This is a genomic window from Nocardiopsis mangrovi (genome assembly GCF_042653925.1).
Lineage (GTDB): Bacteria > Actinomycetota > Actinomycetes > Streptosporangiales > Streptosporangiaceae > Nocardiopsis_B > Nocardiopsis_B mangrovi.
Genome location: NZ_JBHSFQ010000022.1, coordinates 100,689 through 113,297 on the forward strand (window position 1 = coordinate 100,689; position 12,609 = coordinate 113,297).

At 72.9% G+C, this 12,609-nt stretch carries 13 protein-coding genes; 11 read left to right on the forward strand and 2 right to left on the reverse strand.

What is annotated here, in order from left to right; genetic code table 11:
- The first annotated feature begins 142 nt into the window (after positions 1 to 142).
- The 5 genes from ACFO4E_RS20665 (at position 143) to ACFO4E_RS20685 (ending at position 5,639) form a co-directional block, all read left to right on the forward strand.
- Positions 143 to 595, forward strand: a complete 453-nt coding sequence (locus ACFO4E_RS20665; RefSeq protein ID WP_378577234.1) for a MarR family winged helix-turn-helix transcriptional regulator — start codon at positions 143 to 145, stop codon at positions 593 to 595.
- A gap of 217 nt (positions 596 to 812) precedes the next feature.
- Positions 813 to 2,444 carry an FAD-dependent oxidoreductase gene (locus ACFO4E_RS20670; RefSeq protein WP_378577236.1) on the forward strand — a complete coding sequence of 544 codons (1,632 nt, stop codon included), beginning with the start codon at positions 813 to 815 and terminating at the stop codon, positions 2,442 to 2,444.
- Positions 2,445 to 2,467: 23 nt separating this feature from the next.
- Positions 2,468 to 3,487, forward strand: a complete 1,020-nt coding sequence (locus ACFO4E_RS20675; protein WP_378577238.1) for an aldo/keto reductase — start codon at positions 2,468 to 2,470, stop codon at positions 3,485 to 3,487.
- A 308-nt stretch (positions 3,488 to 3,795) separates the two neighbouring features.
- The gene (locus tag ACFO4E_RS20680; protein WP_378577240.1) at positions 3,796 to 4,926 is read left to right on the forward strand and encodes a sensor histidine kinase; all 1,131 of its coding nucleotides are present in this window, start codon (positions 3,796 to 3,798) and stop codon (positions 4,924 to 4,926) included.
- Positions 4,927 to 4,985: 59 nt separating this feature from the next.
- Positions 4,986 to 5,639 carry a response regulator gene (locus ACFO4E_RS20685; protein ID WP_378577275.1) on the forward strand — a complete coding sequence of 218 codons (654 nt, stop codon included), beginning with the start codon at positions 4,986 to 4,988 and terminating at the stop codon, positions 5,637 to 5,639.
- A 91-nt stretch (positions 5,640 to 5,730) separates the two neighbouring features.
- Here ACFO4E_RS20685 and fabG read toward each other — a convergent pair whose 3' ends face one another.
- Both fabG and ACFO4E_RS20695 read right to left on the reverse strand, forming a co-directional pair.
- Complete coding sequence (gene fabG / locus ACFO4E_RS20690; protein WP_378577242.1) at positions 5,731 to 6,435, reverse strand: 3-oxoacyl-ACP reductase FabG; 705 nt, start codon at positions 6,433 to 6,435, stop codon at positions 5,731 to 5,733.
- A gap of 20 nt (positions 6,436 to 6,455) precedes the next feature.
- Positions 6,456 to 7,496, reverse strand: coding sequence for a ketoacyl-ACP synthase III family protein (locus tag ACFO4E_RS20695; protein ID WP_378577244.1), 1,041 nt, complete (start codon positions 7,494 to 7,496; stop codon positions 6,456 to 6,458).
- Between the two features lie 277 nt (positions 7,497 to 7,773).
- Between ACFO4E_RS20695 and ACFO4E_RS20700 the strand changes: the two genes are divergently transcribed.
- The 6 genes from ACFO4E_RS20700 to ACFO4E_RS20725 form a co-directional block, all read left to right on the forward strand.
- The gene (locus ACFO4E_RS20700; protein WP_378577246.1) at positions 7,774 to 8,046 is read left to right on the forward strand and encodes an acyl carrier protein; all 273 of its coding nucleotides are present in this window, start codon (positions 7,774 to 7,776) and stop codon (positions 8,044 to 8,046) included.
- Positions 8,039 to 9,259 (forward strand): beta-ketoacyl-[acyl-carrier-protein] synthase family protein, encoded by a 1,221-nt coding sequence (locus ACFO4E_RS20705; RefSeq protein WP_378577248.1) that lies wholly within the window; start codon positions 8,039 to 8,041, stop codon positions 9,257 to 9,259. Before ACFO4E_RS20700 ends, ACFO4E_RS20705 begins: the two co-directional genes overlap by 8 nt.
- Entirely contained in the window at positions 9,256 to 10,353 is a 1,098-nt protein-coding gene (locus tag ACFO4E_RS20710; RefSeq protein WP_378577250.1) for a beta-ketoacyl synthase N-terminal-like domain-containing protein, read from the forward strand. Before ACFO4E_RS20705 ends, ACFO4E_RS20710 begins: the two co-directional genes overlap by 4 nt.
- Before the next feature lie 49 nt (positions 10,354 to 10,402).
- Entirely contained in the window at positions 10,403 to 11,383 is a 981-nt protein-coding gene (locus ACFO4E_RS20715) for an AfsA-related hotdog domain-containing protein (protein WP_378577252.1), read from the forward strand.
- A 104-nt stretch (positions 11,384 to 11,487) separates the two neighbouring features.
- Positions 11,488 to 12,174 carry an HAD family hydrolase gene (locus ACFO4E_RS20720; protein WP_378577254.1) on the forward strand — a complete coding sequence of 229 codons (687 nt, stop codon included), beginning with the start codon at positions 11,488 to 11,490 and terminating at the stop codon, positions 12,172 to 12,174.
- 89 nt (positions 12,175 to 12,263) lie between these two features.
- Positions 12,264 to 12,609, forward strand: a 346-nt coding sequence (locus ACFO4E_RS20725) for a biotin carboxylase N-terminal domain-containing protein (protein ID WP_378577256.1), incomplete at its 3' end; no start/stop codon positions are given.

The window sequence follows — 12,609 nt, forward strand, 5'->3', positions numbered from 1 at the left end:
CATCTTCTGAATATAAGGACTCTGATACCCAGGAGATATGCAAGCAGTATAAGATCTCAGCGTCAACCCGCAGCAGCTGATCTCACATCGAACCCTGATACCGTGGACCCACCGGTCGGGGGCGGGCGGCGACGGGAGGGGCATGGACGCGGAGGAACGGATCGTCGAAGCCGTCGAGCAACGCCTCGGGACCTTCGTCAAGCGCGCCGAGCAGGCGCTCCTGGCCGAGAAGGCCCGGGTGCTGCGTCCGTTCGGCCTGTCCGTTCCCCAATACGCGGCGATGTACGCCCTTTCCGTGGTGCCGGGGCTCTCCGGGGCGCAGCTCGCACGCGTGTGCTGGGTGACCCCGCAGAGCATGGCGTCGCTCCTGGCCACCCTGGAGTCCAAGGGCCTGGTCGAACGCCGGCCCTCCGCGGCGCACGCCCAGATCCTCGTCACCCGGCTCACCCGCGGTGGCCGCACGCTGCTGGAACGGGCCGACGCCGCCGCGCTGGCGGTGGAGGGCCGCCTGTCCGGCGCCTACTCGGCCGAAGAGGAGCGCCTCATGCGCGACCTCCTGCAACGCGGCACCGCGGCCCTCGCGGAGGAGCCGTGACGCCCCCCGCGCACCGCGGCGCCGGCGAACGGCGTCCCCGCCGCGGCTATCGCTTTGGTGGTATGCGCCCCCCACTTCCGGCGGAGCGGCCCCCCTCGGGACACCCCTCGCGGGTTAGCTTCCTGGACGGCGCCGCCGGAACGAGAGACGGCGCCATCTGGTCCACATCCGGTTATTCGGGCCCGCCGCACAGAGCGGGCGACGAGAGGTGCGTGTCATGGACGACCCGGTAGTCATCGTCGGCGCAGGCCCCGTGGGCATGCTGCTGGCCTGCGACCTCCTCCAGCAGGGCGTGCCCGTGCGGGTGATCGACGCCGCCCGGGAGCACTCCGCCCACTCGCGCGCCGCCGTGATCTGGCCGCGCGTGCTGGAGGTGCTGCGCCGCACCGGCGTGGCCGAGCGGATGGTCACCGAGGGCCACCGCATCGAGGGCGTCACCTATTTCTCCAGCGGGCGCGAGCTGGGCACCGCGTGGATGACCCGGCTGACCGACACCCCCTACCCCTTCGCCGTCGGCATCGCCCAGAGCCACACCGAGCGCATCATCGAGGACCGCCTGACCGAACTGGGCGGCAAGATCGAGCGCGGCGCCCGGCTGACCGCGGTCCGCGAGTCCGCCGGGCCGCGCCCCGTCGCCGTGCTGGAGGGCACCGACGGCGGCGTGCAGGAGGTCGAGACCCCCTGGCTCATCGGCGCCGACGGCGCCCACAGCACCCTGCGCAAACTGCTCGGCATCACCTTCGAGGGCGAGCAGTTCCACGTCAGCTTCTCCATCACCGACGCCCAGCTCGCCGGCGACGCCCCCATGAACGTCGTGAGCTACTGCTACACCCCGCAGGGCAGCCTGGCGCTGGGCCCGCTGGGACCCGACGTCTCCCGGGTCGCGGTCAGCGTTCCCCACCCCGAGGGCGACGACCCGCCCGCCCCGCCCACCCGCGAGTTCTTCCAGGGGCTGCTCGACTCCCGCGCCCCCGGCCGCAACACCATCGGCGAGATGCGCTTCAGCACCACCTTCCAGGTGCACGCGCGCGTCGCCGACAGCTACAAGCACGGGCACTGCCTGCTCATCGGCGACGCCGCCCACACCCTGAGCCCGGCCGGCGCGCAGGGGCTCAACACCGGCCTGCAGGACGTCGGGAACCTCGGCTGGCGGCTCGGCGGGCACCTGACCGGCCGCCTCAGCGAGGACGCGGTGGCCGGCTACGACCGCGACCGGCGCGAGGGCGCGCGCCAGGCGGCGTGGTCCACCGCCCGCCAGAGCCGCTGGGGCTTCTACACCAAGCCCGCGCAGATCGCGGTGCGCGACGTCGTCTTCCGCGGCGCCCACGCCGCCGGCCTGGTGCAGCGGGCGGTCTCGCCGATCGTCGCGCAGACCACCGTGCACTACCCGGCGACCGACGCCCCGGCCGGGGGCGCCAAGCGGCGCGGGGGCGGGGTCGCCCCCGGGGAGCGGCTGCCGGTGCTGCTGTCGGGCCCCGGCGACGAGCCGAGCGAGCTCCCCCAAGGCGGATGGGTCCGGGTCGCACCCGAGGGCCTGACCGTCCTGCTGCACCCGGGCACCGCCGCGTCCGTGCGGCCGGGGTGGGCCGCGCTCACCCGGCGCGTCGCCGAGGCGGCGCGCGGACGCGCCGCCGTGGTGTCGGCCGGTGTGCGCGGCCCGCTCGCCGCGGCCTTGGGAGCGCGCCCGGCGATCGCGGTGGCGCGCCCCGACGGCCACCTGCTGGCCACGCTCACTCCGGAGCAGGCGGCGGAGCTGCCCAAGGTGCTCGGCCTGCTGGCCGAGCGCCCCGACCCGCTGACCGACCCGGTCGCCGCGGCGGCGGCCGCGACCGCCGCGCCCGCACACTAGCCACCCACGAGACGAGGAGGACGATGACCACCCGGACCTTCACCGCAGCCCAGCGCGACGTCGGCGCGATCGGCCTCGGTTGCATGGGCATGAGCTGGGCCTATGCCGAATCCGAACGCGACGACACGGCATCGGCGCAGCTCATCGGGGTCGCGCTGGACCTGGGCGCGAACCTGGTCGACACCGCCGACGTCTACGGCGACGGGCACAACGAGGAGCTGGTCGGCCGGGCGCTGGCCGGGCAGCGCGACGAGGCGTTCCTCGCGACAAAGGGCGGCCTGGTCGTCGACGACCTCGCGACCAAGGCGATGCACCGCGACGGTTCGCCGGCGCACCTGCGCCGCGCGCTGGAGGCGAGCCTGCGCCGGCTCGGCACCGACCGCGTCGACCTGTACTACCTGCACCGCGTGGACCCCTCGGTCCCGCTGGAGGAGAGCTGGTCGGCCATGGCGGAGCTGGTCGCCGAGGGCAAGGCCCGGCACATCGGGCTCTCGGAGGTCTCGGTCGGCGAGGCGGAGCGCGCCCACGCGCTGCATCCGGTGGCGGCGGTGCAGTCGGAGCTGTCGCTGTGGACCCGCACCGCCATGGGGGCGGCGAGCGGCGGCACCACCGGACCGGGCGCGTTCGCCGGGGGCGGGGCCGAGGACACCGGCGACGTGGTGGGCTGGTGCGCGCGCAACGGCGCGGCGTTCGTGCCCTTCGCCCCGCTGGGGCGCGGCTTCCTCACCGGGGCGGTCACCGCCGGCACCACGTTCGAGGCCGGCGACATGCGAACGGTCAGCCCGCGCTTCCAGGGCGCCCACCGCGCCGCGAATCTGCGGATCGTGGCGGTGCTGGAGGACGTCGCCGAACGGCACGGCGCCACTGTGGCGCAGATCGCACTCGCCTGGGCGCTCGCCCAGGGTGACCATATCCTGCCGATTCCGGGCACGAAGCGTATTCGTTTTCTCAAGGAGAACGTGAATGCGTCGGAAATTAACCTGACCGACGCCGATCTGGCTCAATTGAACGAAGCGCCACCACCCGCCGGAAGCCGCTACTAAACGTAGTCCGGCAATCACTCATAAAGCCCTGGAGTTTCGAACTCCAGGGCTTTTACAATCCAGAAGCCAATGGGAGCGAAGGGCAGGTCGGCGACATACGACACACGACCGGAAACGGCCGCCGGATACCCGCTGCGTGTCTCAGCCGGAGCGTATTATGACTCCGGGTACGACCGGGGCGCTAATCAAAACTTCAACCACCACGACCAACCGTGGTGGAGGAACGTCTCACCATACGAATATCGAGAGCGTTAAACGGCGTGCCGCTCCCTGAAGGTCGTCACCGTCCTACACATTGGAGGTCCTACATGGGGGAATTCGATGAGCTGGAGCGGCTGATCGGCCGCCGCCTGGAGGCGGCCGTCCCCGATGTGATGGCGCGCTACCGGGCCCGGCTGCGCGAGAGCGGAAACCCCCTCGGCACCGACCCCGCCCAGTGGACCGATACCCGCGACCACGCGCACCTCATCCTCCGGGACTGCTGCCGGGCGCTGTACGGCGCCGACACCGTCGCCACCCTGTCCTGCTCGGCCGACCTCGGCGAGCGCCGCGCCCGCTCGGGGATGCGCCTGCGCGACTCCCTGCACGCCGCCGAGCAGCTGGTGGACATCACCCTGGAGACGCTGGGCCGCATCACCGGCGATCTCCCGCCCCCCGACGCCCACCGGCTGTTCGTCCGGGCGGCACTGCTGGTCCACCGGTGCGCGGCGCGGCGCACCCAGGCCGCCGCCGAAACCTACGACATCCACATCGTGCGCCGTGTCGAGCAGGCCACCGCCGAGCAGTACGGCAAGCTCGCCGTGGAGATCCACGACCGCATCGGCGGCAGCCTCGCACTGGCCTTCCGGCATCTGGAGATGCACCGGCTGGAGAGCCCCAGCGCACCCGGCGACGGCGGCCGGGTCACGGCGATCGAGGAATCGCTCGAAGAGGCCGCCGCGTTCACCCGGCACCTCGTCTCCGGGCTCAGCTCCACCTTCCCCATGCCCGATGGCCTGCACGCCTCCATCCAGAAATGCGCACACGCCCTCAACCCGCACCGCATCCCCGTGGTGATCGAATTCTCCGGAGAGGAGGAAGGACTCCCCGACCGCCACCGCGACGAGCTATTCCTGATCATCCGCGAATTCCTGCGGAATTCTTTCGCACACGGCTCCCCCACGCTCATCTCCATCCGAATCAAGATCACCGACAAGCGCGTCAGCGCCCGGCTGTCCGACAACGGCAACGGGTTCGACACCTCGGCGCACGGGCGCTCGCCCGCGACGGCGACCGGCGGCCTCCGGGCCATGCGCGAACGCGCCGAGCGGATCGGCGGCGGCTGCCGGCTCAAGAGCTCGCCCGGCGACGGCACCCGGATGTGGCTGTGGGCGCCGCTTACCGCGGCCCCGGCCGCGGACGAACCGGACGGCTCCCCAGTCCCCACACTCGCCGATTGACCCGCCGCAGGGACAGCCTTGCGGCCTAGGAGCGGTAGGAGACCATGCAGACCATCAGAATGCTGCTAGCCGACGACCACACCCTTTTTCGGAATGCTCTCACCGAACTTCTGCACATGGAGGACGATCTCCGCGTCGTCGGTGTTGCGAGCGATGTCAATGAGGCCCTGAAGGGGGTGGAGGAGCACAGGCCGGATGTGGCGCTGCTCGACATCCACATGCCCGGCAACGAACAGCCCCGCACCACGGTGCGCCGGGTCCGCCAGATCTCGCCGGGCACCCAGGTGCTGATCCTGACCATGTACGACGACGCCCGGCTGGCCCGCGACCTGCTGCCACTGGGGATCCGGGGCTATTTACACAAGACCGTCACCGGCCAAGTACTGACCTCGGCGGTGCGGGAGGCGGCGGTGCCCAACGGGCGGGTCACCCTGTCGATGTCCTCCGACATCCTCACCGAACCCGAGGAGAAGAGCCCCCTGTCGCCGCGCGAGATGGAGGTCCTCGAACTGGCGGCGCGCGGCCGCAGCAACCACCAGATCGCCCGCAGACTCGGCATCACCGAGGGGACGGTCAAGCGCCACATGCGCAACATCTTCGACAAGCTCGCCGCCCAGTCGCGCGTCGAGGCCGCCAACATCGCGATCGCGGCCGGAATCATCGCCTCACCCGTGGCCGTCCCCCCGGCCCGCCACCCGATGTACACGACCTAGACCCGGCCCCGTCGGCCGGCCGACGGCGGGTCCGGATCCCATCCGGACCCCGCCGTTCCCTGCCGTTCCCTGCGCCCGACCGGCTCTCCGGTCAGATTCCCATCCCGATACCCCCACCCACCGGCAGCACCGCGCCCGTGATGTAGCTCGCCTCTTCACTGGCCAGGAAGCGCACCGCCGCGGCCACCTCCTGGGGCGTCCCCGGGCGTCCCAGGGGGGTCATCTTCATGACCCCGTCCATGCGCCGCTCGGTGAGCTGCTTGGTCATGTCGGTGTCGATGATGCCCGGTGCCACCAGGTTGACCGTGACCCCCCGAGGTCCCAGCTCCCACGCCAGCGACCGCGCCAGGCCCAGCAGCGCCGTCTTGGTCGCCGCGTAGTTCGTCTGGCCCGGCGAGCCGAGGAAGCCGAGGGCCGACGACAGCAGCACGATGCGCCCGCGGCGGGCCGCGAGCATGCCGCCCGCGGCGGTGCGCACCGTCCGGAAGACGCCCTTGAGGTTGGTCTCGACCACCTCGTCGAAGGTGGCGTCGTCCATCCGCAGCATCAGCGTGTCCCGGGTGATGCCGGCGTTGGCGACCAGCACCTCCACCGGGCCCTGCTCCTTGGCGACCAGCTCGAAGGCGGCGCTCACCGAATTCGGGTCGGTCACCTCGCACTGCACGCCCAGGAACCCCTTGGGCGGCTCGCCCGAGCGGTAGCCCACGGCGACGCGGTCGCCGTCTCCGGCCAGCGCCTCGGCGACCGCCAGGCCGATCCCGCGGTTGCCTCCGGTCACGAACACGGAACGGGACATGTGCTTCTCCTCATCGTGTGCTACTGCTGATTCGGTGCCTGGACCACCAGGCAGGACCAGGTGAACCCGGCGCCCGCGCTGAACACCAGGGCGTACTCGCCGGGCTCCAGGTGGCGGCGCCGGTACAGCTCGGCCACCCCGGCCACGGCGTCGCCGGCGCCCAGGTGGCCGGTCTCGCGGCCCCAGTCCTCCAGCTCGGCGCCGACGACCTCGGCCAGGATGGGGATCCAGGAGTCCTGGAGCGTCTTGGCGCCGAACCGGGGCAGCACCGCGCAGCGGATGCGGTCGTCGCCGGGGCGCAGCCCGGCCTCGCGCAGCGCCTCGGTCGCGACCTCGCGGACACAGCGCTCGTTGGTCGCCGAGAACCCCTCGCGGCCGTGCCGGCGCAGGTAGGCGCGCTTGGTCGCGCGCATGTCGACGGCGCCGCGGTGGGTGCGGGCGGCGTCGGCGAACGGGTCGTCGCCGCGGTGCATCTCCTCCAGCTCGGGGACGGCCACCGTGCTGACCGCGTGCAGCAGCAGCGGGTCGGCCGCGTCGGGCGACGCGTGCAGCAGCATCGCGGTGCCCGCGTCGCCGTAGGCCACCCCGTAGTCGGCGGTCCACCGGTTGAATCCGGGCGCCACGAACCGGTCGGCGGTGGTGACCAGGGCGTATTCCTTGGCGTCGGCGGCGGCCAGCCGGACCGCCGACAGCTCCACCGCCGTGGCGCCCCCGTTGCACACCTGCTGAATCCCGATGGGCAGCGCGTGCGAGGCGCCCAGGCGCCCGGCGATGTAGTGGGCGGGCGACCACAGGTCGTGGCCCTGGTAGTACATCCAGGCGTGGAACACCGACCCCACGTCCTCGGCCTCCACGCCGGCGGCGCGCAGCGCGGCGTGGGCTGCGCGCACCGCCATGTCGGGCGCGCCGATGCCGATGGCATCGGGCAGGGCCGGGTGCGCCAGCTCGCGCGCCTGGCCCTCCCGGATGTCACGCTGCGCGACCGCATCCGAGGCGGTCGACCGCCTCCGCGGCAGCCACACCGCCGCGGACGCTATTCCCGCCGGTTGCTCGAACCTCACAGCGCCTCCTCCTCCCCACCGGGGACGGTCCGGTCCGCATCGCGCCGACCGGAAGTGAGCATGAGTCGCCGCGATGAAGCGGGGATAAAAGTCCGAAGAAATCGGCCGCGCGAATTCGGGCACAGGGCGCGGGATGCAAATCGTAATTCCGCTTCAGGCGCACCGGGCATGTCACTTTGGATGCCTTGTGCGGGTCGGGGCGGTCCGGTTGTATCGGTCCCGGAGACGCACGGCAACCGCCCTGCGAACCGGCGATCAGCAGAGATGGGACACGAGTATGACCGAGATCACCATTTCCGTGGAACTGCGGGACAAGGTCCGCGAAATCATCGCCGACGTTCTGGAGGTCGATGCGGATCAGCTCACCGACCAGAGCAGTTTCGCCGACGACTTTGAAGCCGATTCGTTGATGAGCATCGAGATCTTCTCGCGGTTCGAGCGCGACCTCGGTATCACGGTTCCGCAGGACCAGCTGACCGATCTGGACGACCTGGCCACGGCCTACGACATCGTCGCCAAGCACGCCGTGCAGGAGGTCTCGGGTGTCTGACCGGCCTGCGCGCCGCGTAGTGGTCACCGGTCTCGGCGCGGTGAGCAGCCTGGGCATCGGCGCCCGGCCGCTCACCGCGGCGGTCCGCGCGGGCCGCAGCGGCATCGGTCCCATCGAGGCGTTCGACGCGGAGGGATTCACCCACACCCTGGCCGGCGAGGTCCGCGGCTTCGCGCCCGAGGAGCACCTCGAGCGCATCGACCCGGAGCAGTGGGGCCACAGCGGCCGGTTCGCCGCCGCGGCGGCGCGGCAGGCCGTGACCGACTCCGGCCTCGACCCCGACGAGCTGTCGCGCTCGCGCGCCGGCAGCAGCTTCGGCACCACCAACGGCGAATCGGCGGTCATGGAGCGGCTGTCCGCGCAGTGGGTCCGCGACGGCCTTGCCGGCCTGGACCCGGCGCTGGTCGCCCGGGCCGACACCGGGCGGATCGCGGCCGCGGTCAACGCCGAGCTCGACATCAGCGGCGAGGCGCAGACCTTCGGCACCGCCTGCGCCGCCAGCAACTACGCCATCGGGTACGGCTTCGAGCAGATCCGCGGCGGTGACGCGGACGTCATGCTGTGCGGCGGGGCCGACGCCTCCAACCGGGCCACCCACGCCGGGTTCCACCGGCTGGGCGCACTGGCCGAGGACGTCCCGCGCCCGTTCGACGCCGAGCGCGACGGAATCGTCACCGCCGAGGGCGGTGTGGCCCTGCTGCTGGAGTCGCTGGAGTCCGCCGAGGCCCGCGGCGCGCGCGTCTACGCCGAGGTGCTCGGCTACGGGATGACCTGCGACGCCAAGCACATGACCAACCCCAACGCGGCCTCCATCGCCGAGTGCATCCGCCGCGCCCACGCCAACGCCGAGGTCAAGCCGGGCGACATCGACTACATCTGCGCGCACGGCACCGGCACCCCCGCCAACGACAGCACCGAGGTCGCGGCGGTCCGCGAGGTCTTCGGCGACACCCTGCCGCCGATCAGCTCCATCAAGTCGATGCTGGGCCACACCATGGGCGCCGCCGCCGGGTTCGGCGCGCTGGTCTGCTGCATGGCGCTCCAGGACGGCTTCCTGCCCCCCAGCGCGACGGTGCGCACGGTCGACCCGAAGCTCGGCGACGTGGACTGCGTCCCCGGCACCGGGCGCGACGCCTCGCCGCGCGTGGTGCAGAACCACGGGTTCGCCTTCGGCGGCAACAACGCCATCACGGTCTTCGGAAGGGTGTCATGAGCGTCACCGCGATCGACATCGTCGGGTGCGGGGTCTTCAGCCCCGCCGGATCCGGGCTCGCGCCGCTGGCCGCCGCGCTGGCGGGCCCCGCGACCGCGCCGCCGGCCGTGCCCGAGGGGCCCGACGCCCCCGGCGGCGAGGGGTTCCCCGGCGCCGGGGCGCGGGCGGTCACCGACTTCCGCCCGGCCGAGCGGCTGGGCACCAAGGGCCTGAGCCGGCTGACCCGTACCGACCAGCTCGGCATGGCCGCCTGCGGCCAGGCGCTGGAGCAGCTGGACCGGCCGCTGGCCGACGAGGAGCGGCCGCGCACGGGCATCGTGCTGGGTTCCGGGGCCGGCAGCGTCCGCCGCCTGGCCGAGTTCACCCGCGACACGTTCGTGCAGGACCGGCCCTACATGGTCAATCCGTCGCACTTCCCGGGCACGCTGATGAACTCCGCGGCCGGGCAGACCGCCATCCGCTTCGGGATCACCGGGGTCAACGCCACCCTGGCCGGCGGCCCGGTCGCCGGGCTCTCCGCCCTGCGCTACGCCCGCAACACGCTGCTCAACGACCACGCCGACCGGCTGCTGGCCGGAAGCGTGGAGGAGCTGAGCGCGCAGAGCGCCTGGGCGTGGGAGCGGTCCGGCCGGCTCAGCCCCGGCATCGGCGTGGGCGAGGGCGGCGCGGTCTTCGTGCTGGAGCGCGATGCGGAGCGTCCGCTGGCGCGACTGCTCGCCTGCGAGCTGCGGTTCGCCGCGCCCGGGCAGGGTGCGGCGGGGATCGGCCGCCGGCTGTCCGATGCCGTCCGCGACGCGCTGAAGGCGAGCGACGTCGCGGCGGGGGACGTCGGCGCGGTGGCCGTGGGCGGCGCGGGCCGCCGCGGCTGGTCGGCCGTCGAGGAGCGCGCGCTGCGCGACGTGTTCGACGGCCCCGGCCCCGAGCGCCTGCGCGTCCAGCCGGTCGTCGGCGAGACGCACAGCGCCGCCGCCTCCCTGCAACTGGCCGGGCTGCTCGCCCGCTGGCAGGCGGGGGCCGCCGACGAGCGCGTCGGCCTGGTCACCGCCCTCGGCCCCGACGGCCAGGTCGGCTGCCTGGTCGTCCAGCGGGGCTGACCGGCCGCCCCTCGTTCCGCATCCCACCGGCCCTGCACTGGAGAACACGATGGAGATCCTCACCCAACCCCCGGCGGACGGCGCGTCCCCGGCCGAGCCCCCGCCGATGCTCGACGTGGACTACGACCGCACCGTCTCCCGCGCCATGGTGCACCGCTGGTCGCTGTCCGAGGTCTTCCTGACCGACTCGCGCCCCGTGGACGAAACGCGGTTCGCCGCCGCCGCGCAGCTCCCGCTCTCCCACGCCTACTTCGGCGACCACCCCGGCCTGCCGGGGGTGCACGACCCCCTGCTGGTGCTGGAGAGCTGCCGGCAGGCGGTCACCAACGCCGCCCACGCCCACCACGGCCTGCCGGCCTCCACCACCTTCATGGTGACGTCCTGGTCGCTCGACATCGTCGACCAGGACGCCATGGCCCACGGGATGCGCCCGGGCAGCCTCTACATGGACGGCGAGGTGACCACCCGGCAGAAGCGGGGCGGCCGGCTGCGGCGGCTGGTGTTCGCGATGGACCTGCGCCTGGACGGCCGTCCCCTGGGCCGGCTGTCGATGGACGTGAGCTGCACGCCCACCGACCAGTACCACGCGCTGCGCGCCATGCAGCGGGGCGGGGACGTGCCCAACGCGTTCGCGCTCTCCGCCGACCCGGCGGCCGAGCCGCTGGAACCGGCGCTGGCGCACCGCCGCGACCCGGTGAACTCCGTGCTCGACGGGGTCGTGCACACCGGCGACGGGGTGGAGGCGCTGCTGAGCCCCCGCTCGTTCCGCAACCGCAGCATGTACGACCACCCCTACGACCATGTGCCCGCCATGGTCTTCAGCGAAGCCGCCCGCCAGGTCGCCCAGCTGCTCACCGGCGGGGAGGCGCCCCGCCCGGTCGTCCGGCTCGACGGGGAGTTCCGCAAGTTCGCCGAGCTCGACGCCCCCGTGGCGCTGTCCGGCGCCCCGGCCCCGGGGGCCGGCGCCTACCGGCTGACGGCCGTCCAGCAGGACGACGTCGTCGCCGACATCACCGTCGTCCTCGGGTAGGGAGGGGCCCCGCTCCTCCCCGTCCCGATCCGTCCCTCCCCGCTACCCGCTACCCGCTCCGTCCCCGCACGCCTGATCGCCCACTTTTCGCCCAGGAGGCCCCCATGCCGGCCGAGACCGCGGCTCCGCGCGCCCTCGCGTTCTTCGACGTCGACGAGACGCTCATCACCATCAAGAGCATGTTCGACTTCTACGACTTCTTCCTCGCGGCCATCGGCCACAGCGAGGAGGAGCAGGCCCGGCTGCGCGAGCAGGCCCGCTCCCTGCTGAAGCCGGGGATGCCCCGCAAGGAGGGCAACCGGCTGTTCTACCGGCGGTTCGCCGGGTACGGCACGGCCGAGGTCGCCAAGCACGGGCAGGCGTGGTTCGACAAGCGCCTGGCCGAAGGCGGACTCTTCAACGGCGACGTCCTGGCGGCACTGCGGCGGCACCGTTCGGCCGGCCTCAACACGGTGCTGGTGTCGGGCTCGTTCACCGCGTGCCTGGACCCGGTGGCCGAGCACGCCGGCGCCGACGCCGTGCTGTGCACCCGGCTGGAGGAGCAGGGCGGCGTCTACACCGGCGAGGTCCTGCGCTCGATGATCGGCGACGGCAAGGCGCGGTCGGCCCGGGAGCTGATCACCGAGCTGGGGGTGTCGGCCGCCGACTGCCACGCCTACGGCGACCACACCTCCGACCTGGAACTGCTCACCCTGGTCGGGCACCCGGTGGTCGTGGGCGACAACGCAGAGATGCGGACGGAGGCGGCCGCCAACGGCTGGCCCGTCCTTGAAGGGCTCCCCGCCGCCTGAGCAGCGGTGAACGCCGGTGACCCCGCCCGCTCCCGCGGGCGGCCACCGGCGTCGTTCATGTGAGACTCCAGAGAGGGTGTCAGGTCGACATGCGCAGGGTACTCATCGCCAACCGCGGAGAGATCGCGGTCCGCATCGCCCGGGCCTGCCGGGACGCCGGGCTCGACAGCGTCGCCGTCTACGCCGACCCCGACCGGGACGCCCCGCACGTGCGCGCGGCCTCCGAGGCGCACGCGCTGGGGGGCGGGACACCGGCCGACTCCTACCTGGACGGGGAGAAGGTCCTCAAGGCGGCCGAGGCCGCCGGGGCCGACGCCGTGCACCCCGGGTACGGGTTCCTCGCCGAGAACGCCGACTTCGCCCAGGCGGTGATCGACGCCGGGCTCACCTGGATCGGCCCGCCGCCGGACGCGATCCGCGCCCTCGGCGACAAGG

Bases quoted from the DNA above. Each gene is read 5' to 3' on its own strand.
- ACFO4E_RS20700 (WP_378577246.1), top strand. From the start codon at position 7,774: ATGACCGAGATCACCATTTCCGTGGAACTGCGGGACAAGGTCCGCGAA.
- ACFO4E_RS20720 (WP_378577254.1), top strand. From the start codon at position 11,488: ATGCCGGCCGAGACCGCGGCTCCGCGCGCCCTCGCGTTCTTCGACGTC.
- ACFO4E_RS20685 (WP_378577275.1), top strand. From the start codon at position 4,986: ATGCTGCTAGCCGACGACCACACCCTTTTTCGGAATGCTCTCACCGAA.
- ACFO4E_RS20715 (WP_378577252.1), top strand. From the start codon at position 10,403: ATGGAGATCCTCACCCAACCCCCGGCGGACGGCGCGTCCCCGGCCGAG.
- ACFO4E_RS20680 (WP_378577240.1), top strand. From the start codon at position 3,796: ATGGGGGAATTCGATGAGCTGGAGCGGCTGATCGGCCGCCGCCTGGAG.
- ACFO4E_RS20665 (WP_378577234.1), top strand. From the start codon at position 143: ATGGACGCGGAGGAACGGATCGTCGAAGCCGTCGAGCAACGCCTCGGG.
- ACFO4E_RS20710 (WP_378577250.1), top strand. From the start codon at position 9,256: ATGAGCGTCACCGCGATCGACATCGTCGGGTGCGGGGTCTTCAGCCCC.
- fabG (WP_378577242.1), bottom strand. From the start codon at position 6,435: ATGTCCCGTTCCGTGTTCGTGACCGGAGGCAACCGCGGGATCGGCCTG.
- ACFO4E_RS20675 (WP_378577238.1), top strand. From the start codon at position 2,468: ATGACCACCCGGACCTTCACCGCAGCCCAGCGCGACGTCGGCGCGATC.
- ACFO4E_RS20670 (WP_378577236.1), top strand. From the start codon at position 813: ATGGACGACCCGGTAGTCATCGTCGGCGCAGGCCCCGTGGGCATGCTG.